Here is a 24,123-nt window from a genome sequence, read left to right on the forward strand (position 1 = left end):
GAGCCATAGACCCGTACAACCAAATTTCAGAGATGCCATATCAACGAAGACTCCGACGTATGCTTTCATCTTGAAACTTCTCAATAATCGTCATATCCTCATCGCATCTCTAATGCCTTGCACACGCGAAAGCTACACAGGCGTACGCAAAAGGCCCTTCCGGAACAGGGAACGTTTGGGAAGGGCCTTCAGAACGATGCAAATGATTATTGCATCACAGGATGTCAGGGTCGTTCTTGTCGATCGTGCCGGTGGCCTTGCCGATGGCCTTCAAGCCGTGGTAGGAGACGAGGATCACGATGGTGCCGATGGCGATGCCGTTGAAGGAAATGCCATTGAAGGCGAACGCGAACTGGCCGATGGCGATGATCATGGTGATTGCGGCCACCATGATGTTCAGCGGCTTGTCGAAGTTGACCTTGTTCTCAACCCAAATACGGATACCGACCATGCCGATCATGCCGTACAGCAGAGTGGTCACGCCACCGAGCACGCCAGCCGGAATCGTGTTGATGATGGCACCGAACTTCGGACACAGGCTCAGCAGCAGTGCGAAACCAGCCGCGCACCAGTAGGCTGCGGTGGAATACACCTTGGTGGCTGCCATCACACCAATGTTCTCACCGTACGTGGTGGTGCCGGAACCGCCGCCGAAACCGGCGATGGTGGTGCCAAGACCGTCGGCGAACAGGGCGGTGCCGATCTGGTCGTCATAATCGCGGCCGGTCATCTGGGAAACGGACTTGACGTGGCCGACGTTTTCGGCAACGAGCACGAGCACCACCGGAACGAACATCGGCAGAATCGTGAAATCAACCTGCGGCAGGTGGAAAGTCGGCAGACCAACCCAAGCAGCCTTGCCGATGGCGGAGAAGTCAACCTGGCCACGAATGCAAGCGTATGCGTAACCGATGATCACACCGATCAGAATGTTGAGTCGGCCAAGCAGACCCTTGAACAGCACTGCTACCAGCAGCACGGCAGCCAAAGTCACGATAGCGGTATCGGGAGCGACCTGGAAGTTGTTCCACACGCTCGGAGCCAGATTGAAACCGATGATGGCCACGATTGCACCGTTGACCACCGGCGGCATGATGATGTCGATCCACTTGGCGCCCGCGAAGTGCACGAGCACACCGATCAGAGCCAGCAGCAAACCGGTGACGAGAATGCCGAAGGATGCGACGGCAATGCCCTTGTTCGCCGTGGTGACGGCGGTGATCGGGGCGATGAAGCCGAAGGACGAACCCAAGTAGCTCGGCAGCACGTTCTTGTTGATCAGCAGGAACAGTGCGGTCGACATGGCCGTGAAGAACAAGGTGGTGGACGGGTCGAAACCGGTCAGAATCGGCACGAGGAACGTGGCTCCGAACATGGCGATGACATGCTGTGCGCCGATTTCGGCGGTGCGCGGCCACGTCAGGCGCTCGTCAGGCTCAACGACTTCGCCCGGCTTCAGCGTCTTGCCGTCACCGTGGACCTGCCACGTGAACAGATTGGACATGCGATTGTCTCCTTAACTCTCTTGCGCGGCAAGCAAAAACGCGCCGCGTGTCACAGCCATTGTAGCGGGGTGTGGACACGGACGCGTTTCGCACGCAAGATGGGGGCATTAATCGTCGATATCAGCCAATCCGATCATGCAATCAACAGACCAACGCACATCACAGGTGACGGTCGACCGCATGAACAACGTCCACCAAATCGCCATTCGACAGCACTGGACGCTTGAATTCACGCCAATCCTCAACCTTCACCACCCAACGGCCTTCCGCATCGTCGAACACCGGACGGGCGGTCTGTTCCCAGCGGAAACGCTTATGCGTGCGCCCGGTGGCCGGATCGCGACGCGAATAATGGAAGCACGTACAATTAGTGATCTTCCATTCGTCGGACGCCGCACGGTGCATGAATTCCTCGTCGGAAAGGTCTTCCAACGTCAGCATCAATGCCAGCATGAGATCGCCATGGCTGACCATCACCACGGATTCCGCATCCGACTTGCGGTTGAGCGAGGTGAGCAGATTATGCACGCGGTTTTCCGCAACATCCGCAATCGACTCGCCTGCCGGCGGACGCCAATACAGCGGATCCGTGTTTTTGAACAGCCAATTGCGTTCATAATTGTTTTTGAAATCGTCTTTGGTGACGGTACTGATCTCACCCCAAGAGCGTTCACGAAGCACGCGAGTTTCCTCCCATTTCGCTTTCGGCAACGCCATGGTGGCGGCAGTCTCGCGCGTTCGCACGTACGGCGAAACCAGATAACGGTCGAACAGCTGCTGCTGCGAAACCAGCCAACGTCCAATGCAGTCCGCCTGCTTGCGGCCGATCGCGGTGAGTCTCCACGAACGATCCGGCACGGTCACATTGTCTTGCGTGTACAACGAATTGTCGCCCTGTTCGCCGGCGCTGATAATCACGTTCGCTTCGGATTCGCCGTGTCGAATCACATACAGATCAAGGGGCATTCCCATAGTATTTCTTTCCTTTTCCTACTTACTTCACGCGCTTCGCTACTCGTTATCCGCGCGTATCGTCATCGAATTGTTTCCACCGTAGCTGATTTGCAGGGATTTCACACATCAAAGTACGCTGATTTATGCGATTTGTGCACGGAAATTCGCGTACAGGTTACTTGCGATTCACTTGGACCACTTGCAACGATGCAAAAACGCGACCGTCCGCAAGTTTATTCCGGCCAAATGCCGGTTTGCGAGTATTTCTTGCGATACTCCCCCGGCGTCATGCCGCTATGTTTTTTGAAGACTTTCGTGAAATGGCTTTGCGACCGGTATGCGAGGATCTGCGAGATTTCATTGAAGCTGTATTCCGAATATTTCAGCATGTTTTCGGCGGCTTCCATACGTTTGTCGGTAATGTATTGCGACAATGACGTTCCCGTTTCGCGTGCGAATAGTTCCGATAGGTATGTGGGATTCAAATGCACGTGCTGCGCCAGGATTGCGACAGTGATTTTCTCATGCAGATGGTAGTGGATATAGTCCATGCATTCGTTGACGGCTTTGGAATGGGTGTCGGTTTTCTGCATGTCGGCCATGGCCCAAGTAAAGAAGGTCATCATGTCGGCGTGCAGTCGGCGCACGTCTTCCGGAGTCTTGCAATTGTCAAGATCCTGAATGTACAGATCGGAAGCGTTGTAGGCGTCTTCCTCGTCCATGCCACCTTCGATGGCGAAACGCGTGGCCAAGGTAATGGTGGTAACGAAACGGTATTTCGCGTTTTTGAGTGGATCGTCCGACAGATGGCCGTATAGTCCGGAATCCCACAATTTCGAGCTTTCCGAAATGGCATTGACGTCGCCGGCGCGCATCATGTCATACTGTTTCATTTCCTCAACGTAGCGATGGTGGCGTACCCGATCCTCACGCGAAAGAAAGTCCAGGTACCCCAGTTTCGCCTCATCGACAATCGCCATTATTCCCCTGCCGTTTTGTACCTATCTTTCTTTCAAGGATATCGCCATTGCACACAAAAACCGATCTGTTTTGCTTAGAAGTAGGTGGACCAGCCGAGTTTGACGGCAAGGATGATGCCGGTCAGCACGGCGGCGGCACGCATGATGTTTTCGGGAATATGCCGGGTTACGGGAGGTGCGATGGCACTGCCGATGGTACATCCGATGCACATCATGATGGCGAACGGCCAATACACGGATCCACGAATGATGAACATGATCGCTGCGGAAATGTTCGCACCGAAGCCAACCACCGTTTTCAGCGCGTTGATCTGATGGAACGGGCCGATCTTACCCAAATCTAGGATCGCCAAGGCAAGCGTGCCCGCGGCCGCGCCGAAATAGCCGGAATAGACGCCGACGAAACTCACGCCGACCCACAGCCACCACGGATCATGCAGTTTGCCATCATCGGTTTTATTGGCGATTTTCGCAGCTCGTTCGCCTTGCTGCGATTGAGGAAGCGCTTGTGCGACGGCATCTCGCGCAGCAGCCTTTTTCCGAGGATTGATAGCGATGATCAACGCGCTGAACAGGATCAGCGGCGGCACCGCGCATTCGAACACCTCTGCCGGCAGTTCCAGCAGCAGCAACCCGCCGACAATGCCGCCAACCAATCCGATAAGCGCATAGATGATCACATGGGCGCGCTGCCCTTTTAGCTCCTTGCGCGCGGAAAGCAATCCTCCAATGCCGGTTCCGCATACACCCACCGTGTTCGTGGTGTTCGAGAGCACTGGCGGAATGCCGAACGCCAACAGTGCCGGGTATGAGATCAATGACGAAGCGCCAACGGCATACCCTACGAATCCTGCGCCGATACCGGCAACGAGAACCAGTAGCAGCGTGGTGATGGACACTCCGGCAATCATGGCGTTCCTTTCGTATCTCGGCTCACACTCGGCTCATATGCAACAAGAGCCAAGTCTATCGGCTTGGCTCTTGTGGTTCAGAAAGTGTTCAGAACGTGGTTCATCGCTTGGTGATCAACGATTCGATCCAGTATACGGCAAGAGGGATCAGCGCCCACTGCAAAGCAAGACCGGGCAGTCCAGCGGCCAAGTCACTCGTCCAAGTGGCGGCGATGCTGTTGCCGGAACCGAATGCGAACACCGCCACTGCAGTGGCTACGGTCAGTACGACACGGCCGGCAAGTTGGGCGATAACCACCTTTACTAGGCTTGGCAGCTTGATCTCACGCAGCAGACCTGCAACCAAACCGTACGCGCACAATTCAATCATCATGAACGGCAGAACAGCCAGCATCGGCATGCCGGAAAGCAGGAAGCTCGCCAGTGGAGCAGCTGCGCCTGCAATCGCACCAACCGCTGGACCTGCGATCAAACCGACGAAAATAATCGGCAAGTGCATAGGCAGAAAGGCAACGCCCAACGCAGTTCCTCGTCCGGAAACCGCTCCGATCACATGGAACAACTGCGGCAACGCCACTGCGGCGACAATGGCAAGCACGGTTGCGGCGGCTTTGACGCTCACGCTCAAGCGTGGCAGATCAGTGCGACGCAAGGAAACTGCTGTAGTGGAAGTCATGTTCATTCTCCTTTTTAAAAGCTTTCTTTTCACAAGCTTTCGTTCATTATGAAAAATTCGTTATGTATGATTCGTTATTCGTTTGATTTGGCAGTATCTACAACCATGTTGGCAATTGCGCGTGTTCCAGTTTGCTCGAAATACCGATTCTCCAAAGGAATCCACTCGTCGATGAATCGCTGCAGCATACGCGGATTACGTGCCTCGAGTCTGCGTAACTGCTCATTGGAATCAATCATCAGGCAGATCATCAAATCGTAGTATTCACGCAATGCGGGATGCATGCTATAACTGCCTTCGACAATCGTCAAACGAGCAGGTTCGACACTATGCGAAGCTGCAAAATCGCCGGTATGGCAATCCCAAGGACGATACTGCACGATATTTCCGGCAACGAGCGGAGCCAGCACCTCTTCTTCGAATCGTTCCCGATCGACATTGCCTCCCGGTTCGGCGAACCGTTCTGGAGTGCGTTGTTCCGGGCGCAGGAAAAAATCGTCCATATGCAGCACATTGCCGTCGAAACGACGCTGCAGCAAAGCCGCCAACGTGGTTTTGCCCGACGCGCATGGCCCGTCGATCGCCACAAACACATGCTCGCGTTCCGTAAACACACGTTCGATGCGTTCGATCACGGCCCGCGCGTCTTGAACCGCCTGCGCCTCCTCCACGTTTTCCATGGATTCCTTAGATTCCTTGGATTCCATCATCGCCGACTCCGTGCACACTACTCGAGCACGGTCAAACGGTATGCACGCGAACCAAGCCCAAGCTCTTCGGCGTATTCGAGCGTGTGTTCGCCATGCCTGGTGGCGATACGCTCGGTCACGGACGCGCCGTCCGGCGCCACATGAATCAGATCGACACACGCTTGGTCAAGTGCCACCGGGTCGAACGACGAAAGCACGCCAATGTCATGCATGTCCGGCTCGGACGGCGTGGCGAAGCAGTCGCAATCCACCGACAAACGGTTCATGACGTTCAAATACATCATCTTGCCGTTCATGTGGCTGATCACAGCCTCATCCGCTTCGGCCATCGACTCGAGAAAGTCATCCTGCTCAGCTTCGACCCACTTGTCTTTAGCCACGCCTGCGGAATGAATCCAACGTTTGCCGTTCGACGATGCGATGCCGATGGACACGTTCTTCAACGCGCCTCCGAAACCGCCCATTGGATGCCCTTTGAAATGCGAAAGCACGAAGATGGAATCATAGTCGTCGATATGCCTGCCGACGATGTCATAGGCGATATGGCGGTGCTTGGCTACCGGAATCTCGATCTCACCACCCATATCCATGATCTGAATCGGCGCGATATCACCATATCCGCGTTCCTTGAACACGGCAAGGCTTTTCTCAGGCGTCTCGCGATTGCCGTCGTATGCGGTCGCGCATTCCACGAGCGTGCCGCCGATCTCCTGCACGAGATTCTTGACAAGCTCCGGATTGAGGTTATTGGATTTCTCCGATTCTCCGGAATGGATTTTGATGGCGACCTTACCTTCCGGCCTAGCTCCCAACGCATGATATGCGGCAATCAAGCTTTCCGGCGTGATCACAGGAGTGAAAAACACTTCGGGAGCTGACGCATCTTCCGTACGATGTTCCAATTCCTGCGCTTTCGCAATATCGAAATCAGTCATAATCTTCCTCGATTCTGCTCGCTTCAGCATAACCGATTACAGACTATCAATCTCAAGTCCGGTTGAACCAAACCGACACTCCCACCGTCCCAGCCATTCCACCGCACCAGCACAAGACCATGTCCACGTCTTAGCCCGAACTCATCGCGTTTACATAATGACTGCTACGCTTACCGAGTTCTTACGATTCGTCAAAAGAATGTCGAAGGCGTTGACGTACCGCGCGATAATCATCAAAGAAAGGAACATCATGGCGGAACTTGTTACGATGGCACTGTTCTGTGCGGCTTTGATCGCCTGCATCATAACCAACATATCCATCGTTCCCGCACTGCTGGCCGGCGTGGTCATGTTCCTCATCCATGGCAAAATCACCGGTCACAAATTCGCGACCATGCTTTCCAAAGGGTTCGCCACCATGCGTGCCGCAAGCATTGTGGTGGTGACGTTCGTGCTGATTGGCCTGCTGACCACGCTATGGCGCGCCGCCGGCACCGTGCCGTTCATTGTGGCGAACACTTCCAGCCTGGTGCGCCCGCATGTGGTGATTCTGCTCGCCTTCCTGCTCAACTGCCTCATGTCACTGCTGACCGGATCATCGTTCGCTACGGCCGCCACCATGGGCATCATCACCATGACGCTCGGCACGTCCATGCAGGTTTCGCCCGTATTCCTCGGCGGTGCGATTCTGTCGGGCGTCTATTTCGGCGACCGCTGCTCCCCTGTTTCCACCAGCGCGCAATTAGTCAAAACACTCACACATACGAATATTTTCGACAATATCGTACTGATGTTGAAAACATCTATTGTTCCGTTCATCATCACGTGTGCGATTTATGCTGTGTTGGCTTTGTGCACGCATCCTTCCGCAGGTTCCATTGATATCACGGGATTGTTCTCAAGCGCGTTCGATCTTCATTGGGTTACCGTTATTCCCGCGTTGGTGCTTGTGGTGCTTGCGATCGTCCGAATGGACGTGCGCATTACGATGGGCGCAAGTATTCTCACCGCATTGCCGGTTTGCGTGCTGGTGCAGCATATGGATTGGCTGGAGATTGGCCGTGCTTTGGTGTTCGGTTTTCATTGTTCGAACGCCCAAGTGGCGTCGTTGATTGACGGTGGCGGCATCGTTTCGATGATCAAGGTGATACTGATCGTCTGCATTTCCTCGTCGTATTCCGGTATTTTCCAGGAAACGGGGTTGTTGGATGGCACGCATCGGCTTATCGCTTCGATGGCGAAGCACATCAGCGTGTTTGGTGCGACTTTGGTCACGTCTGTGGTTGCGAGCGCGGTTGCCTGTAATCAGACATTGTCGATTATGTTGACTGATCAGTTGTGCGGCAATTTGGAAAACGACGAGCAGCGCAAGGTTATTAATTTGGAGGATACCGCCGTTGTGGTGGCTCCATTGATTCCATGGTCGATTGCCGGCGCGGTGCCGCTTGCTTCGGTTGGGGCTCCTACGGAAAGTCTGTTGTTGAGCTGTTTTCTGTATTTGCTGCCGATTTGTTCGCTGGTTCGTACCTTGATTGCGGATCGTCGCAAAGTTTCGGATTAATACCAGATTACTTTTAATGCAAATAGAAAAATGTGCCGTGCACTGATTATCCCAGCGCACGGCACAACGGTATTTGGAAGATATCTAAAAGATATGTAGAAGATTTTTAGAAGAACAGCGCTGCCACTCCCGCCGCGAAGCACATGAGCAGGATCGAAGTGATGAGGCTGGCAAGGAACGCCTTCTGCCCCTTCTTGGCGAGTGCCGAGAAGTTCACGGTGATGCCCAATGCGGCCATGGCCATGCCAAGCACGATGTAGGCGAAATCGACCAGCTGCGGGGTGATGGTGGCGATGAACGGCACGAACGTGCCGATGATCGACGCTCCGATGAAGCCGAGCATGAACCACGGGAATGAGATCTTGCGCTTGCCGTCCGAAGGCATCTGCGAATGGTTCTTATCCCACCAGATGGCGATGATGATGGCTGCGAAAACGAGCATAAGCACTCGCGACAGCTTCATGATGGTGGCGATGTCGACCGCGCCGAACGCGTCACCAGCCGCTACCGCGTGTGCGATTTCGTGCAGGGATGCGCCGGCTGTGATGCCCAGCTGGGTGTTGGTCAGTCCGGTAAGCGGTCCAAATGCGATTTCCACGAGGGCGAAGATCGTGCCCATGATGGCGATGATGGCCACGGCCATCACTTCATTGTTGGCTTTCTCGTCTTCCTGTTCCGGTGGAACCTTGATGGATCCGGAAAGTCCCATGACGGCTGCGGCACCACAAATGCCGGTACCGCCAGCCACCAGAATGGCCAGTTGCGGGTCAACGCCGAGCTTACGGGCGATGTTGTAGCACACGACGATGGTGAGCGTCACCACAACAGCGGCAATCGGCAAGCATTTGATGCCTTGCGTGAACAGCACCTGCAGGTTGAGCTTGAATCCAAGCAGAATAATACCCAAGCGGAGCAGCTTGTTGGAAATCAGTCCTGCTGCGTCTTTCACACCGGCCTTATGCTCCGGTGAACGGCTGGAATACCATTTGCGAATCGGAAACTGCAGCACCATGCCGATCAGCAGTGCGATAATCAGCGCACCGAACAGGCTGAATCCAGGGAATTGCTTCAGCCATGAGGCGATAATGGACGCGGCCAGCGTCACAATGCCGATGAATACCATCTCTTTGGTGGCGATACGTTTCCACCACTTCTCACAAAACTCTTTCACAAGCATTCAAGAATAAAGCAGATACAGCGTGGAATCAACAGTCAAGTTCACATATTCGGCATTACGATTTGCTGCGATGTGGGAGTTGCACTTCGGAGAAGATGATTGCGGCGAAAATCAGCGCGAATCCGCATACTGACGGCACGGTAAGCGCAAACGAGATTTCGAATGCCACGCGGTACTTTGTAAAATGTTTTACTGCGCTTTGGCTGCTTGTTGATTCACCCAGTTGTCGGCCATTTCGATGGCTTCATCAAGCGTGGTTTTGGCGGCCTTGTAATACTTGGATTCTTTGACGCCGCTATTGTCGATCAGCTGCTGGCCCGCATCAACGGCTTTGGATAGCGCGCTCAACAGTTTGCGTCCAATAAGGGTGAGATCGCCGTCATTGCCGAGTTTGTCGATAAGCGCGTTTGCCTTGTCAAGCGATTCCTGCAAAGCAAGTTTGGAGTCTTCCAACGATTCGGCATTGTCGTCTGACTTGTTTTGACTCGTCCCATCATTGGATTGCGTTGAATTCGACGTGCCATCGGAGGTATCGCCGCCGCTTTGCGACTGCTGGTTCTTTTCGATTGTCTTCAGACTGCCGTTCAGGGAGTCAGTTGCGCTGTCCAATGTTTTGGAGACGAGATTGAGCTGCGTGATGGTGGCGTCCGCCTTACAGCCTTCCGTATCGACCGTGTTCTCTGCGCTGGTGGCCGCGTCCGCGAACGCGTCGATGATGTCGTTCACGCCGAGCGCACCACGGATCAATTTCTGCAGTTCGCTACCGTTTTCGGATGTGTCGAGCACGGCCTTACGGGCCGAGCTGAATTCCGCAAGCGATTGCCGGCATGTGTCCAACGCCTCCTGCCGTTTGTTGTGGTAAACGTACACTCCTGCGCCGCATGCCACAGTGAGCGCCACGACCACGGAAAGGACAATCGGCCAGGTTTTGCGGGGATTGGAAGGCTGTTCAACGGCCTGATACTGATAATCCATATGCGTCCACCCCTTGCGAATCGACGGATGTCATCGTTCTTCGTCTTGTTAACCTCGCCTATTTTACGAGTCCGAAGATGGGAAAAACCTGAATGGACATCCCACGCACACCAACGAAGCGGGGTCGGGTCGGCATACCGTCTCTCCGCAGGCGTGCCGCGACCGCATATCCACCACGTCAAGCGATCCTTGTTCTCGCGCGCGTTCGCTGGCCATGTCGACGAAATCGACCGGCAGATGTCGTTCAGCGGCGATCTGTCGCACCGTCAATCCTGCCGCAACATCGCCGACGATACGTGTGACGATATCGCCCTGACCATTGTCCTGCGGGTCGGCCGTACGTGACGTGCGTCGCCAACCACGTGCAGGAATGCCGAACCGTCCTCTACCGTTCACCATATCAATCGCAATGATTGGAAGGCGATTACGGCGATGACGTAGGCCACGGCCAGACTCAGCAGAACGGAACGCGCCGCTGAGCAGCATACCGACACTCCACCCCAACTCGTTGGCGGCGAGCTTATCGGCGGCGGTGGTCAGACGGCATACGCACGCCGACGCGCGTATGCGTGCACGACTCCAGCAACGAGCCGTACCCGCCGTTAGATGGCAGGCTTCAGTATCGTGACGCCATGCGTTAGCGTCACCATGCAACGAGAGGAACACACTATTCAATAGTGTATCATGAAGACGTGACGTTGCCCTTGCGCAGGTGTCGTAAGACTCCGCGGACAAAGCAATGAGGCTTCCCCCGCGAGAAGGGAAGCCTCATATTCCATTCATTCTATTCAGCGATGATGGCGCCTAATCACCGATCATCCTTTGGGAACAGCGCATCGAAGGCATGTTCCATCACGGACTTACGGCGGATCACACCGACGAGTCTGCCATCGCCATCCACCACCGGCAGTTTCTTGAACTGCTTCTTGGCGAGGATTCGGGCCACCTCTCCGACATGCTGGTCGGGCGTGGCGGCAACGACCTTGCGCGTGGCGATGTCCATCACCTTCTTGCCGGAGAGCGCCTGCACCTTGGAGGCCACGGTTTCGTCGTCGAACACCACCATCGTCGAACCGGTGCCGGTGGAAACCGTACGGGATTCATAGGTGGCAATCGATTTCATGACATCGCCGTCGCTGACGAAGCCGACGAGCCTGCCATCGCCGTTCACCACGGGAAGGCTGGAGACGTTGAGGCGGATGAACTCGCGCACCACATGCGTGATGTCATCGCTGTCCAGGCAGCTGTAGGGCTGATCGTCCATGATTCCGCCGATGGACTGTTCCTGGGCCTGCTTGAACAGGGAGGCGGCGGGGGCCACGTATGCGCCGGCGTAGTGATGCTCGGCGGGCTGGCCTTCAGTGGTTTCGGCCGCGACTTCGGCGGAGGCTTGCGCCTCGGAGGCCTTGGCGTTGCGTGCGGCCTTCTCCTTGGCACGGCTGGTGACGGTGAAGATGCAGATGATCAGGGCGACCAGCGAGATGGCGGCGCACAGCAGGTAGGAGAACGCGATGCCGCTGGCCGTGGCGGACTTCACACCCTGGGACATGTGCGAGGCGGTCACGGATGTTTCTGCGGTGACCAGAAGCGAGGTCGCAATGGCTGCCGCGATCTGGCGGCCGGTGTTGGCGATGGCGTTTCCATGGGCGATCATGTCGTTCGGCAAAGCGTTGACGCCCCAAGTGTTTATCGGCATGTTGGCGATAGCCTGACCGGATGCCTGCAATGCGCAGAACACGGCGACAAACAGCACTGATGTCCTGGTGCTGATGGTGCCGAGAAGACCAAGAGAGATGGTCATGAGCGCAAGGCCGCCGATACCCACGCCTCGCGGGCCGAATTTGTCGAATGCGGCACCGGCGACCGGACTCAGGATGATGCCGATCGCCGCGGCGGGCAGCATGACCATGCCGGTGACGGTGGCGGATTGGCCGAGCACATTCTGGATGAAGATAGGCAACGTCACGTTGGTTGCGGCGACTGCGGCGTTGATCAGAGTGACCAGAATCGCGGAGTTGCGGAAGTTGCGGGTGGCAAGGGTGTCAACGCGCAACAATGGCTCATCGAGCTTGACTTGCTTGTATACGAATGCGACGAAGGCCACAAGACCAACGACGATTGAGGTAATGACGACCGGACTGGTCCATCCCATCGTGGAAGCGGACGAGAAGCCATAGAGCAGGCCACCGAACGCGATGGTCGAAAGGATCACGGACAGGATGTTGAGCTTTGGGTTCTTCAACTCGCTGACGTTCTTGAGCATCATCGTGCCTCCGACAAGGATGACCAGTGCCACGACTGCGATGCCAATGAACATCGGGCGCCATCCGAAACTGTCAATCACCAGACCACCGACAACCGGGCCGATAGCCGGGCCGGCGGCCATGACGATACCGGCCATGCCCATGGCGGTGCCGCGCTTATCCGGCGGATAGACGAGCATCGGCACTACGGCGACCAATGGCAACAGCACGCCGGAGCCGGCGGATTGCAGTATGCGCCCGACGAGCAACAGCATGAAATTCGGCGCGACGGCACACAGCAGTGTGCCGACCATGAAAGTGGCAAGAGCTCCGGCGAAGAGCTTTCGGGTGGAGAATTTATCAATCAGATAGCCTGAAATCGGCACCATGATGCCCGAGACCAGCATGTAGACGCTGGTCACCCACTGCACGGTGCCGGTGGTGATATTGAAATCACGCATCAGTGCCGGCAAGGCCGGTGACATGACGGTCTGGTTGAGCAGCGCGATGAACGAGCCGACGACGATCACACCCACAACGATGAATCGGGTGTGCGGATCAATAGACTTTACGGAACTGGTGGCGGACCCGAGTTCCGCGTTTTTCTGTGAGGTCACAGCATTTCCTTCTGTTGGTAACGGCATGTGTGGGCGATCCGGCCCCATGCTTGTGTCAAGACGCGAGGACACCGATGAGTCCGGGGTAAAGGAAAAGCCGCCATCCGTTCCGCATTCATATACGGCAAACGATTCGCGGCTTTGCGTAAGTTGATGGCTATGGTGAGCGATTCATGCGACGTCGACTGCGGATGGGCCATCGGTACATCCCGGCATAAGGCGTGTCCCCGCTACACCAGCATCGAGAATAGGGCCATTTGTGGATTGGCAAACAGAACATTGCCGATGAACGACCCACGGCAGGCGCGTGCGATGAACATCGCGTAGCGATACAGGTTCATGGCATCTCCTTGATGGGTTTTCGTACGGCAGGTATCGAGAAGCCTATCATCATTCAAATAGACGGTGAAACCCACGCATGCTCAACAATACACAAAATCTTCACAAGAGGATTGGGCTTACGCATACGCTACGCCTGAATAACGGTCCGGGGATGAATCAGGGGCGAGCTAAGGGTTGCGTCTCGTGTTTCCGCCATGATGTCTGGCAAAATAGTGAAGCTGAACATGCGAGGCATCGACCGGAATCGGAAAGGGACTAATCATGCGAGTTCTCGGCAATATCCTGTGGATCATTCTTGGTGGATTGGCCATCGCAATCGGATGGGCATCGGTGGGACTGATTCTGTGCATCTCCATCATCGGCATCCCGCTCGGCATTCAAGCGTTCAAGATGGCGGGACTCACCCTGACGCCGTTTGGCAAAACCGTGCAATACGGCGGCGGAGTCGGCTCTGCCTTGGCCAACATCCTGTGGGTGGTGCTGGTCGGCTGGTGGATGGCGCTCGGCTATCTGGGAGCCGGCGTACTCAACTGCATCACCATTATCGGTATTCCGTTCGGACTGCAATCGTTCAAGATGGCCAAGCTCGCACTCTGGCCGTTCGGCGCGGAAATCGTCAACCTGTAGATTCCAAATACTACAAAGCCGCCAAAGCAACCCTTGACGAGGCGGTCACCGACGTTAACAATTGGATTGACCAGCAAGCCGCCAAGGCCGAATAATAAAACACACATTATGCTGCCGCAGCAGCCAGTCCTTGCAGAACAATGTCATGACAAAGGCCTGAGAAGACAACTTCTCAGGCCTTATCCGTGCCGCTCCTCAGTCGCTTGTAGCGACAGCTCCCCTCAAAGAGGGGAGCCAGAGAAACACTTACTTTTTGGAGACGTTGAATTTGAATTCGACGATATCGCCGTCCTGCATCACGTAGTCGCGGCCTTCCTGACGTAGCTTGCCTTCCTCCTTGATCTTGACCATGGAGCCTTCGGCAGCCACGAAATCGTCGTAGGAGACGATATCGGCCTTGATGAAGCCCTTTTCGAAGTCCGTGTGAATCACGCCGGCAGCCTGAGGGGCGGTATAGCCCTTGTGAATCTGCCATGCGCGCACTTCTTTCTCGCCTGCGGTGAGGAAGGTGGAAAGGCCAAGCGTATCGTAGCCAACTCTCGCCAACTGATCCAGGCCGGACTCCTCAAGACCGGCGTCGGCGAGCATTTCGCGCGCGTCCGCCTCATCAAGTTCGGTCAGATCGGCTTCGAACTGCGCGTTGAGGAAGATGGCCGGAGCCGGAGCCACGGATGCGGCGAGCTTGGCCTGCATGTCTTTGTTCTGCAGTTCGGCATCGTCCACGTTGAACACGTAGATGAACGGCTTGGCGCTCATCAAGTGCAGATCGTAGACGGAATCCTTATCGAAACGACCTTCGCGAGCCGCCTTATCAATGGTTTCGCCGGCTTCGAGAATGGTCTTCGCCTGCTTGACGGCTTCCATGTAGGCCGGTTCGATTTTCTTGCCGCGCAGATCCTTCTCCAGCTTCGGCAGCGCGTTCTCGATGGTCTGCAGATCGGCGAGGATCAGCTCGGTGTTGATGGTTTCAATGTCGTCGGACGGATCGACCTTGCCGTTGACGTGCACGATATCATCGTCTTCGAAGGCACGCACGACCTCGCAGATCGCATCGGCTTCGCGAATGTTGGCGAGGAACTTGTTGCCCAGGCCTTCGCCTTCCGAAGCACCTTTGACGATGCCTGCGATGTCGACGAACGTGACGGTGGCCGGCACGATCTTCTCCGTGTGCACGAGCTTGGCGAGCACCGGCAGGCGGTCATCCGGCAACGGCACAATGCCGGTATTCGGCTCGATAGTGGCGAACGGATAGTTTTCCGCCAGCACGTTGTTACGGGTCAATGCGTTGAACATGGTGGACTTGCCGACGTTCGGCAGTCCGACGATTCCGATAGTAAGAGACATGGTTCCCTAGCTTAGTATTAGGCTTCGATGGCGTCGACCGCTTTGATCACGGCACCGCGGAACGCGCTTTCCTCCAACGATGCGACACCCTTGATGGTGGTGCCTCCTGGAGAGCAGACAGCGTCTTTCATGGCACCCGGATGCGTTTCGTTGGCCAAATAGAGCGCGCCCACGCCTTCCACCATTTTGGCGGCCAGACGATATGCGGTGGCACGCTGCAATCCATATTTCACACCGGCATCGCCCAATGCTTCGATGTACATGTCGGTGAAGGCCGGCGCGCAGCCGGCGATGCACATGCCGATGCCCATGTGTGCGGTGTCCACGCGTTCAATCAGGCTGATTGACGAAAACAGGCTTTCGAAGGTTTCCGTCTGTTCCTGCGTGAGCGTGTTGTCGATTTCCGTGACCAGCACGCCTTTGCCGACAGCCATCGGCGTGTTCGGAATGGTGCATTGGATGTGTGCCTGTTCGAAAGACGTTCCGAACAGGTCGCGGAATTTGTTCAGATCCCAGCCTGCCGCAATGGACACGACGATGGTGTTCTCTTGCGCCAGCTGATCAATGATCGGTGCGATCACGGTTTCGATCTGATACGGTTTGATGGCGATGACGACCATGTCAGCTGCTTCGGCGACTTGCGCGGCGGTACGCACCGCTTTTGCGCCGAGTTTGGCGGCGTTGCGTTCCAGCTTGTCGTAATGCGCGGCACAGGCCACGATGTCGCCGCCATTGACGACGCCAGCGTTGACTAGGCCTTCGGCGATCGCCTGTGCCATATTGCCGTATCCGATGAATCCGATGGTTGGATTGGCCATGTTTCTTTCCTTTGCTATCGATACTCGTCGTTGCCGAACAATCGTCAGAACAACTCCGCCAAATCTCCGCGGTTCAACGCCTCGGTAAACAGATGTCTGAACACGGTGGAACCATGCACGCCATCATGTTCAAACTCATTGGTAGTCCAATAATGTGAACGACCAACGCGAGACAGCGTGTCGAGCTGCAATCCCGAATCGACGTACATGTCATCAAAATAGACGGCGGCCTGCAGCGGAACCTCGTTGCGAGCCAACTGGTCGGCATCGTAGATCGTGCCGAAGTGCGTGTCTTCCATAAGCACGTCCATGGCAGGTTTGAACGGACGCAACGCACGTTCCTGCTCGAACATCCACGGGAACATGGCCTCGCCGGTGAAATTAAGCGGACGAATGTCACCCGCGAATTCCGGATGCTCGCAGCGCACGCGCTGGGCGGCCCAGCGAATCGGCGTTTTCAGCTCGCCGTTGGCGTAGATGAACTCCTGCAACGGCCAATACAGTGGGCGAGACGAGGTCGCATCCATCACGGAAGACAGGAATTCGTCAGACAGTTCCGTCGATGTCGAGGCCGAACCGTCTCCGTCAAGGAATGCCTGATCAAGAATCCAATGCACGCGTTCGAAACTTGGCTTCATACCGAAATCGGATCCCAAGCATTGGAAACGTTCCACCGTAAGCGGATCGCCGTTCGGCAATGTGACCTTGCGAGATCGCAGTATGTCGGCAACCGTAGCGGCACGTTCGATATCGATCGGGTAGCGCTCGTAGAACTGCTTCGTCTTTGCCGTCATGCGCGGGAACGTATGACGGTACACGTCGGTCGCATCGGCGGGAACGTGCGGAATACCGCCCGTAGTGAAGCTGGCGATAACCCCTTGCGGGAACAGCGAAAGATACGTCAATGTCAGGAATCCGCCATAGCTTTGACCAAGCGTGACCCAACGTGCGCCCCCGAATTCGGTGCGACGCAGATGCTCGAAATCACGAACGATCGAATCAGCGAGGAAACGCTTCAAAAACGCGGCACCGGCCTTGCCGTCGCCGTCCATGCCCTCAATCACATGCGTGTCGACACGAGACGAACGCCCCGTACCACGTTGATCCGGCAACACCACGCGGAAATGCTTGATCGCTTCCTCGATCCAACCATCGGAACTTGGGCCGAGCGGACGCGGACCGGAACCACCGGGACCACCCTGCAGGAACACGAGCAACGGCAGGTCGTCATGCACATGTTCGGGAGCGGTGACCACACGGTAGAACAGGCTGATCGATTCGCCATCGAACCCATGACCGGGCTCGTGACCCGCCCAATCCAACGGCACCTTGATGGAACGATCCTCAATATGCAATCCGGGCACGTAGTATTCGCTCAGCAACGTCATGCATTCACCTTTCCTTTGGCGTCATCGGCATATTCAATGCGGGTAGTGACTTCTTGATGGATTCCATCTCACCCACATGCGGAGACAACCTTACCTCACAAAAGCGGCTTTATCTTACCGTTATTTCATTCCTGCGCACGATGGCGTCACAGCATATCTGGCGCTAGGGTGGAGCGTATGTCGAATTTCAAGCAGCGTTTCCTGTCGTGGATGCATGGTCATGTCTTCGCAGGCGATCTCATCCTCACGCTTGTTATAGGTGTTCTGCTGTTCGGCGTGACCGGCAGCATCACCTATAATCCGGGATTGCTGTTTGACCTTAATCCTTCCATACAGATGGCGTGGGAAGCGGCAATGCTGATCCCGCTGCTGATCCGTCGATGGCGGCCACAGACCGGAGCGTTGCTCTGTGTGGCATTGGCCTTGACGCATCTCATATTCGGCCCTTGCATATTGGGCGCCGATATTCTGGCATTGGTCATGCTGTATTCGGTGATCGTCTACGGCAATCCCAAAAACACGAAAGCCTTCATTATTCTAGCGTTGGCCATCGGTCTTCTGGCTTCGGCGTTGATGGCATGGACCATGACCAATGGGCCGCTGCTCACCGGTGGCAAAGTGCATACGTGGAGCAGTTGGAATGGCTCAAATCCAAATGGCGCAATGGTCACGGAAGTCACTCTCGGCTCCATCTACACAGGAACATCCATGTCGGAAGTCGCCGACATGGTGGCGCAATACATGTTGGTGCTGACGCCGATTTTCGAAGTATGTATCATTTCCACCGTCATTGTAGCGTTCTGGCAGCGTGCCCGTCTGGCAACCGTTCGCATGATGCGGGAACGCAATGAGGCGATCGCCGCACGAGACCAGGACGAACGCGATATCGCCGCGTTGGCGGAACGAGCACGCATCGCACGCGACATGCATGATGTGGTGGCGCACACCCTATCAATCATCATCGTGCAGTCTGATGGCGGCCGCTATGCAGGCACGCATGATCCCGCGGTGGCTAGAAACACCATGGAGACGATTCGACACGAATCGGAACGCGCACTGCATGACATGCAACGTCTTCTGGGAGTATTCGGGGGTTCACCGCACGCCGATTATAACGATATAGGCAATCTTGTGGAACAAGCGCGAAACGTCTCCCCCGACATTCGAATCCGATGGAATATCACCGGCACCGCCAGCCCAGAACAACTCGGTGAACAAGCCTCGATAGCTTCCTACCATGTAGTGCAGGAGGCGCTGACGAATATCCGCAAGTATGCGGGGCCGCACGTCGATGTGCATATTAAAGAGTCATGGAACAACGGTTTACTCACTTTGACCGTCACCGACAATGGTCGTGGCGCGGCGGCCAATATCGACGGGCATACGCCAGGTTACGGCCTGTTGGGCATGAAGGAACGCATCGAATCGGCCGGAGGCTCATTGCAGGCTGGCCCTCAACTCGGCGGAGGCTTCGAAGTTATGGCCACCCTGCCTTACGGCGGTAAAGAGCCAGCGACAGACGAAACCGGCGAACAGTATGCCTCGGAACAGTCCGAATCTTGCAACACAACTGCCATATCCAGCAAAGCGAAATTATCCGACGAAGCAATCGCATCTCACACAGCCGTCAACATATCGGCGCGAATCCCCGATCAACCATCGGAACAGACGCAGGAAACCAACCAACCAACCGGTCGCGACCATCGTTCGAACGCCCTGCAACACTTGCGCATCACCGCACCCAATCTGCATGATTTGCTCACATCGTTGAAACTGAAATCCGTAGAACTTGCAAATACATCCAATTCGCGAGGGCTGAATTGGGTGGAACGTGTTTCCGCGTGGACGCAGCACCATTATGTGCTCATGGATTCCGTTGGTGCCGTGGTATTGGTCATGCTGCTGAATCGCATGTCGATTACATTCTTTTTTGATAGTTCACGCGATGCGCAGCTCTCTCATGCGATCGCCGCATGCTGCTTGCTGGCACTGGCTCTTCGACGCAGGTTCCCCGAGACTTGCGCGCTTATTGTGTTCGTATTGTCGGTTGTGCAATTGGTATTTTTGGGATTGATTGAGGTTGGACATATCGTAGCGTCGCTGTGTGCGCTGTATTCAGCCGTATTGTATGGGCGTGAACACGCATGGCGTTGGACCGGTCTTGCCGCTGTCACCTGTTCAGCTCTGATGGGCTTGAAAATCGCAGCTGATCAACACGGATACACTACCTTGTTCGGCGCCATCGCCGCTTCCGTGGGCTTAACAAAACCGGTTTCAGCCACGTCAAGTAGTAGTGCAGCATTCTTTACCGGCGTCATGTATACGGTTGCAGTGCTGATGCTGTGCGCCGGCATCATGGCGTGGGCACGTTGGGCGCGTTCCAGTGATTCAAACGCACTGGTGTTGCAGGCTCGAGAAGAGGCACTGGTGGCCGAGCAGGAGAAGCAGCGTATTCTCGCGGCGAATATGGAACGTGACCGTATCAGTGCCAGCATTCAGGCTGAAGTCACCGCCACGTTGAACAGCGTGATTAGTCAAGCCGTCGATGGTATCCGCATGCTGGATAGCGCCGAAGCACAAGGCAAAGAGACTACCGCCGGCGAGATTTCCGCAGCGTTCAAAGCCATTGGCGAGCAGGGGCGCGCCGCGCTTAAGCGTATGCGCGAATTGCTTGGCGTGCTTCGTGAGACTGGTTTCAGCGATGACGCTCATGCCGGTAGTGCGAGCGAACTGCAGTTGAGGCCCGCAGCACCATTGGAGGAGCAGCTGCAGCGCGTGTCTCGATAGCCGATTCAAGTTTTTCAGGGAGATTTAAGGGTTTGTTTCGCGCTGTGAGCGGAACAATGCCGATAAGGTGGAGAGTATGAGTGAAGAACAGAAGATTCGTGTGGTCATTGCCGATGATCAGGAATTGGTACGTGCCGGTTTTGCCATGGTGATCGGCTCCCAACCTGATATGGCGGTTGCGGCGCAGGCTCGTGATGGCGCGGAGGCTGTGGCGTTGGCGGAAACGCTGCATCCTGACGTGGTGTTGATGGATGTGCGTATGCCCGGCATGGATGGTATTGAGGCGACTCGGCAGATCAGTGCGTTGCAGCATCGCTTTGCTGCCGATGGAACGCAATCAGAAGTCACTCATACCAAAGTGATCATTCTGACGACATTCGATTTGGATGAATATGTTATGGCTGCGATCACTGCCGGAGCTTCCGGTTTTCTGTTGAAGGATACGGAACCGGAAACGTTGCTGAATTCGATTCGCACGGTTTTTCAAGGTAATGCGATTATCGCACCGTCCGCCACGAAACGTCTTATCGAGAAAATGATGGAAGGCGATTTCATGGCTGCGAATGTTGGCGCACATGGAAATTCCGCTGCTGCTTCCACTTTTGATTCGACGTACACCGATCCGGAATTAGATGAACTGACCGATCGCGAGCGCGAAGTGCTTATTGAGATCGCGCATGGATTGTCGAATCAGGAGATTGCCGACAAGCTTTTCATCAGTCTGCCGACGGTGAAAACGCATGTGGCGCACATTCTGTCGAAAATCAATGCGCGTGACCGCGTGCAGGCGGTGGTGTTCGCTTATGAAAACCATTTGGTCTGATTGGTTTGTTGTTGTTTTGCGTATGCATGATACGCAAAAAGGACTCCTACCATGTTTGTGGTAGGAGTCCTTTTCGTTGTGTTTGCTATGAAGCTTAGGCTTCGGCGAGCGCCTCAACAGGAGGCGTGCTCACTGCCCTGCGTGCGGGGAATACGCTGGCGAGCAGTGCTGCCATGGCTGCCACGGCGAGTACGATGCCATTAATGCCCCATTCGAACGGGAACACCACTTTGCCGTACATGCTGAACACCACGTATGCGCCCAGCCAGCCGAACAGTGTGCCAAGTAGTACGCCCGAGATGCCGGATACCAGCGAGATGAGCAGGGCTTCCACCGCGAGGGAGCGTCGCAACTGGCCTCGAGTCATGCCGATGGCACGCAGTGTGGCGGATTCTCGGGTGCGTTCGATCACTGACAGCGACAGCGTGTTGGCTACGCCGACAAGTGCGATGAGCACGGCCACGGCGATCAACCCCACCAGAAGCATCATCATGGAGTCAATCATGTTCGCCCATACGATGCGTTCGGCGATCGGTCCGGTCACTGTCGCATCAGTGCTCTTCTCCAATGCGGCCTGCATGTCGTTGTAGATGTCGTCAACGGAAACTCCCGACTTGTCAGTGTCTGCCTTGACCAGCAACACATGGGTGGCGGCATCAAGGTCACCATTGGTGAAATGGCTTTCATCCACGAATCCGACAGCTCCATATTGCGCGGATACACGACGGTAGTCGGCTTGGTTGGCTTGCAATGTCAGCGAACGCGTAGCGTCGCCGTTCTGGTTCCATTCAGTGGAGAAATCAGCCGTGCCATTGGCGAACTGCAGCTCCTTGCCGGTTTGCGCATTGTATGTTGGCATGAGCACGCTATCACTGTCGATGGAGGCGTTACCCAAGTTGGCACGCATGACCTGCTTGACCTGATCGATGTTTTTCACGCCGACCAGCAATGCGGACGTAGGCTGGGTTCCATCCGCTTTCTCCAAGGTCACGGAAACCGCCGGTGCATACAACGTGTCGGACACGCCGTTGATGTCAGATACATCCTTGACCATTTGCTGGCTGATGTCATCGCCCATGGCCACGATGTCGACGCTATAACGGGTGGCGAGCGCACCATTCATAGTCTCTTTGGCGCTAGCGGCACCGGTTGCGATGGTGGAGACCAAGGTGACACCGATGAGCAGAGCGGCACCGGTTGCTGCGATGCGTCGCGGATTCTTCTGAATGTTGGCGTGTGCAATTGTTGCGGAAGGACCTGTCAGCGAGGCCAACGCTCCAACGCCCTTCATGAGGGTCGGCATCCAGAATACCGCGGTGACCACCATGCCGAGGAACACCAGTGCGGCACCGGCGATGGCTATGAGCAGAATCATCGTGAATTGATCGCCGCTCGCATCCTCGCCGCCGTTGGTGGCCTGCACCTGCCAGATGGAGAATATGGCCATGGCGATACCGACCACCACCATCAGAATACCGATTATGGCTCGCGTAAGGCCGGAACGACGGTTGTCGGTCAGTTCAATCGGACGCAATGCCTCCAATGGCGTTACCGCGGTGGCGGAACGTGCGGATCCCATGGATGCAAGCACCGTCACCACAATGCCGAAGAGAATCGGTACGACGGCGGCTTGCCAGGAGAAGTTGAACCGCATACCCGCCTGCATGATGTCGCTGACGCACATGCCCCACATAAGCAGGCTTCCAAGCACCACGCCAAGCACGGATGCGACGAAGCCGAGCACCACCGCTTCGAACAGCACGGAACCATACAGTTGGCCTTTCTTTGCGCCGATGGTGCGTAGCAAGGCGAGTGTGCGGCGGCGTTGCGCCACGAGCACTTGGAACGTGTTGGCGATCACCAGAGCCGCCACGAACATGGCAAGCACGCCGAAGCACATAAGGAATGTGGTGACGATGTTGGTTTGGTTGCCGCTTAAGGATTTGATGCTTTCGTCACTGATTTGCTGTCGTGACATCAGATCGAAATGCTTTGGCAGCAACGCTTTCACACCGTTGATGGTTTTTGCGGATACGCTGTTTCCATCCAAGGCAAGGTCGAGATACACCATTGTTGTTCCGGTGGCGTTGAAATCGTCCACTCCCTGCATTGCGGCAAGCAGATTGTTGGATCCTACGATCGCACCACCATAGTATGAGTAGGCGCCGTTCGGATCGGACGTAAGTCCTACCACGCGCACGTTGTCCGCCTTGGCTTTGCCATCGTCGCCTACCGCATATCGGGAGGTCAGGCTTACAGTGTCTCCAACGCCGACGTTCAACTGTTTCGCCATGTCTTCCGGCAGCGCGACTTCGTTGGAATCCTTCGGCTGGTCCCCTTCCGTGATATTCACGGGGAGCATGTTCTTCTGTGCCGCGGTGGAAATGATCTCGCCGCTGACGGTGCTGTCTCCCTTGGAAACGCTGACGCCGGTTTCCACCGAGGCACGGACGCCGTCAACCCCTTCGATGCCGGCGATCTGGTCGAGATGAAAGTCGCCGACAGTGCTGGAATACGCCTCGTTGAGTTCCTTATCGCTCAGGTCGGAGCTGTTGATGCTCACCGCATAGTTGGCGTTTCCGAACATGGCGGTCAGCTGCCGTGTCAGGGAGTCGTTCATGGCATTGCCGAACAGGAAGGTGCTGGCGATGAACGCCGTGCCGATCATGATGGCGATGCCTGCGGGTATGAGCATGCGCTTGGTTTTTCGCATGAGTTTCAAAGTGATGGACCACATGGTGGATTCTGTT

At 55.8% G+C, this 24,123-nt stretch carries 20 protein-coding genes; 4 read left to right on the forward strand and 16 right to left on the reverse strand.

Features of this window, described 5'->3' with window-relative positions; genetic code table 11:
• Window positions 1-214: 214 nt before the first annotated feature.
• The 7 genes from CE168_RS00785 to CE168_RS00815 all read right to left on the reverse strand — a co-directional run bounded on the left by CE168_RS00785 (window position 215) and on the right by CE168_RS00815 (window position 6,671).
• Window positions 215-1,504, reverse strand: a complete 1,290-nt coding sequence (locus CE168_RS00785) for a uracil-xanthine permease family protein (protein WP_099570728.1) — start codon at window positions 1,502-1,504, stop codon at window positions 215-217.
• 160 nt (window positions 1,505-1,664) lie between these two features.
• Window positions 1,665-2,477, reverse strand: a complete 813-nt coding sequence (locus CE168_RS00790) for a histidine phosphatase family protein (RefSeq protein ID WP_099570729.1) — start codon at window positions 2,475-2,477, stop codon at window positions 1,665-1,667.
• A gap of 215 nt (window positions 2,478-2,692) precedes the next feature.
• On the reverse strand, window positions 2,693-3,439 hold the full coding sequence (locus tag CE168_RS00795) for a helix-turn-helix domain-containing protein (RefSeq protein WP_099570730.1): 747 nt from the start codon (window positions 3,437-3,439) through the stop codon (window positions 2,693-2,695).
• Between the two features lie 74 nt (window positions 3,440-3,513).
• Window positions 3,514-4,350 (reverse strand): sulfite exporter TauE/SafE family protein, encoded by an 837-nt coding sequence (locus tag CE168_RS00800; protein ID WP_099570731.1) that lies wholly within the window; start codon window positions 4,348-4,350, stop codon window positions 3,514-3,516.
• Window positions 4,351-4,450: 100 nt separating this feature from the next.
• Window positions 4,451-5,026: an ECF transporter S component gene (locus tag CE168_RS00805; RefSeq protein ID WP_236824277.1), complete on the reverse strand. Its 576-nt coding sequence runs from the start codon at window positions 5,024-5,026 to the stop codon at window positions 4,451-4,453.
• Window positions 5,027-5,100: 74 nt separating this feature from the next.
• A complete protein-coding gene (locus tag CE168_RS00810) occupies window positions 5,101-5,736 on the reverse strand; it encodes a uridine kinase family protein (RefSeq protein WP_226556881.1) in 636 nt (211 codons plus the stop codon).
• 17 nt (window positions 5,737-5,753) lie between these two features.
• A complete protein-coding gene (locus tag CE168_RS00815; RefSeq protein WP_099570733.1) occupies window positions 5,754-6,671 on the reverse strand; it encodes a DUF362 domain-containing protein in 918 nt (305 codons plus the stop codon).
• Between the two features lie 199 nt (window positions 6,672-6,870).
• Here CE168_RS00815 and CE168_RS00820 point away from each other — a divergent pair, with 199 nt between their 5' ends.
• Entirely contained in the window at window positions 6,871-8,232 is a 1,362-nt protein-coding gene (locus tag CE168_RS00820) for a Na+/H+ antiporter NhaC family protein (RefSeq protein ID WP_099570734.1), read from the forward strand.
• A gap of 106 nt (window positions 8,233-8,338) precedes the next feature.
• Here CE168_RS00820 and CE168_RS00825 read toward each other — a convergent pair whose 3' ends face one another.
• The 5 genes from CE168_RS00825 to CE168_RS09285 all read right to left on the reverse strand — a co-directional run bounded on the left by CE168_RS00825 (window position 8,339) and on the right by CE168_RS09285 (window position 13,660).
• Window positions 8,339-9,403 carry a YeiH family protein gene (locus tag CE168_RS00825; RefSeq protein WP_065439397.1) on the reverse strand — a complete coding sequence of 355 codons (1,065 nt, stop codon included), beginning with the start codon at window positions 9,401-9,403 and terminating at the stop codon, window positions 8,339-8,341.
• A gap of 195 nt (window positions 9,404-9,598) precedes the next feature.
• On the reverse strand, window positions 9,599-10,384 hold the full coding sequence (locus CE168_RS00830) for a hypothetical protein (RefSeq protein ID WP_065439398.1): 786 nt from the start codon (window positions 10,382-10,384) through the stop codon (window positions 9,599-9,601).
• A gap of 63 nt (window positions 10,385-10,447) precedes the next feature.
• Complete coding sequence (locus CE168_RS09105; RefSeq protein WP_236824306.1) at window positions 10,448-11,050, reverse strand: hypothetical protein; 603 nt, start codon at window positions 11,048-11,050, stop codon at window positions 10,448-10,450.
• A 142-nt stretch (window positions 11,051-11,192) separates the two neighbouring features.
• On the reverse strand, window positions 11,193-13,244 hold the full coding sequence (locus CE168_RS00845) for an MDR family MFS transporter (RefSeq protein ID WP_099570735.1): 2,052 nt from the start codon (window positions 13,242-13,244) through the stop codon (window positions 11,193-11,195).
• A 230-nt stretch (window positions 13,245-13,474) separates the two neighbouring features.
• Window positions 13,475-13,660 carry a hypothetical protein gene (locus tag CE168_RS09285; RefSeq protein ID WP_033501981.1) on the reverse strand — a complete coding sequence of 62 codons (186 nt, stop codon included), beginning with the start codon at window positions 13,658-13,660 and terminating at the stop codon, window positions 13,475-13,477.
• Between the two features lie 187 nt (window positions 13,661-13,847).
• Between CE168_RS09285 and CE168_RS00855 the strand changes: the two genes are divergently transcribed.
• Window positions 13,848-14,213, forward strand: a complete 366-nt coding sequence (locus CE168_RS00855; protein ID WP_099570736.1) for a YccF domain-containing protein — start codon at window positions 13,848-13,850, stop codon at window positions 14,211-14,213.
• Window positions 14,214-14,459: 246 nt separating this feature from the next.
• Here CE168_RS00855 and ychF read toward each other — a convergent pair whose 3' ends face one another.
• Genes ychF through CE168_RS00875 form a run of 3 tightly spaced genes read right to left on the reverse strand, consistent with a single transcriptional unit; the run spans window position 14,460 to window position 17,763 of the window.
• Window positions 14,460-15,557 (reverse strand): redox-regulated ATPase YchF, encoded by a 1,098-nt coding sequence (ychF, locus tag CE168_RS00865; RefSeq protein WP_003836618.1) that lies wholly within the window; start codon window positions 15,555-15,557, stop codon window positions 14,460-14,462.
• A 17-nt stretch (window positions 15,558-15,574) separates the two neighbouring features.
• Window positions 15,575-16,375, reverse strand: a complete 801-nt coding sequence (gene proC / locus CE168_RS00870; protein ID WP_099570737.1) for a pyrroline-5-carboxylate reductase — start codon at window positions 16,373-16,375, stop codon at window positions 15,575-15,577.
• A 44-nt stretch (window positions 16,376-16,419) separates the two neighbouring features.
• Window positions 16,420-17,763 carry an alpha/beta fold hydrolase gene (locus CE168_RS00875; RefSeq protein ID WP_099570738.1) on the reverse strand — a complete coding sequence of 448 codons (1,344 nt, stop codon included), beginning with the start codon at window positions 17,761-17,763 and terminating at the stop codon, window positions 16,420-16,422.
• Window positions 17,764-17,940: 177 nt separating this feature from the next.
• Here CE168_RS00875 and CE168_RS00880 point away from each other — a divergent pair, with 177 nt between their 5' ends.
• Together CE168_RS00880 and CE168_RS00885 are read left to right on the forward strand one after the other, a co-directional pair.
• Entirely contained in the window at window positions 17,941-20,550 is a 2,610-nt protein-coding gene (locus CE168_RS00880; protein WP_180753646.1) for a sensor histidine kinase, read from the forward strand.
• Window positions 20,551-20,626: 76 nt separating this feature from the next.
• The gene (locus CE168_RS00885; RefSeq protein ID WP_099570739.1) at window positions 20,627-21,373 is read left to right on the forward strand and encodes a response regulator; all 747 of its coding nucleotides are present in this window, start codon (window positions 20,627-20,629) and stop codon (window positions 21,371-21,373) included.
• Window positions 21,374-21,467: 94 nt separating this feature from the next.
• On the opposite strand, the gene CE168_RS00890 is transcribed toward CE168_RS00885, so the two are convergent.
• Window positions 21,468-24,110: an ABC transporter permease gene (locus tag CE168_RS00890; RefSeq protein WP_099570740.1), complete on the reverse strand. Its 2,643-nt coding sequence runs from the start codon at window positions 24,108-24,110 to the stop codon at window positions 21,468-21,470.
• Between the last annotated feature and the right edge of the window lie 13 nt (window positions 24,111-24,123).

The organism is Bifidobacterium sp. N5G01, from assembly GCF_002742425.1.
GTDB classification, from domain to species: Bacteria; Actinomycetota; Actinomycetes; order Actinomycetales; family Bifidobacteriaceae; genus Bifidobacterium; species Bifidobacterium hominis.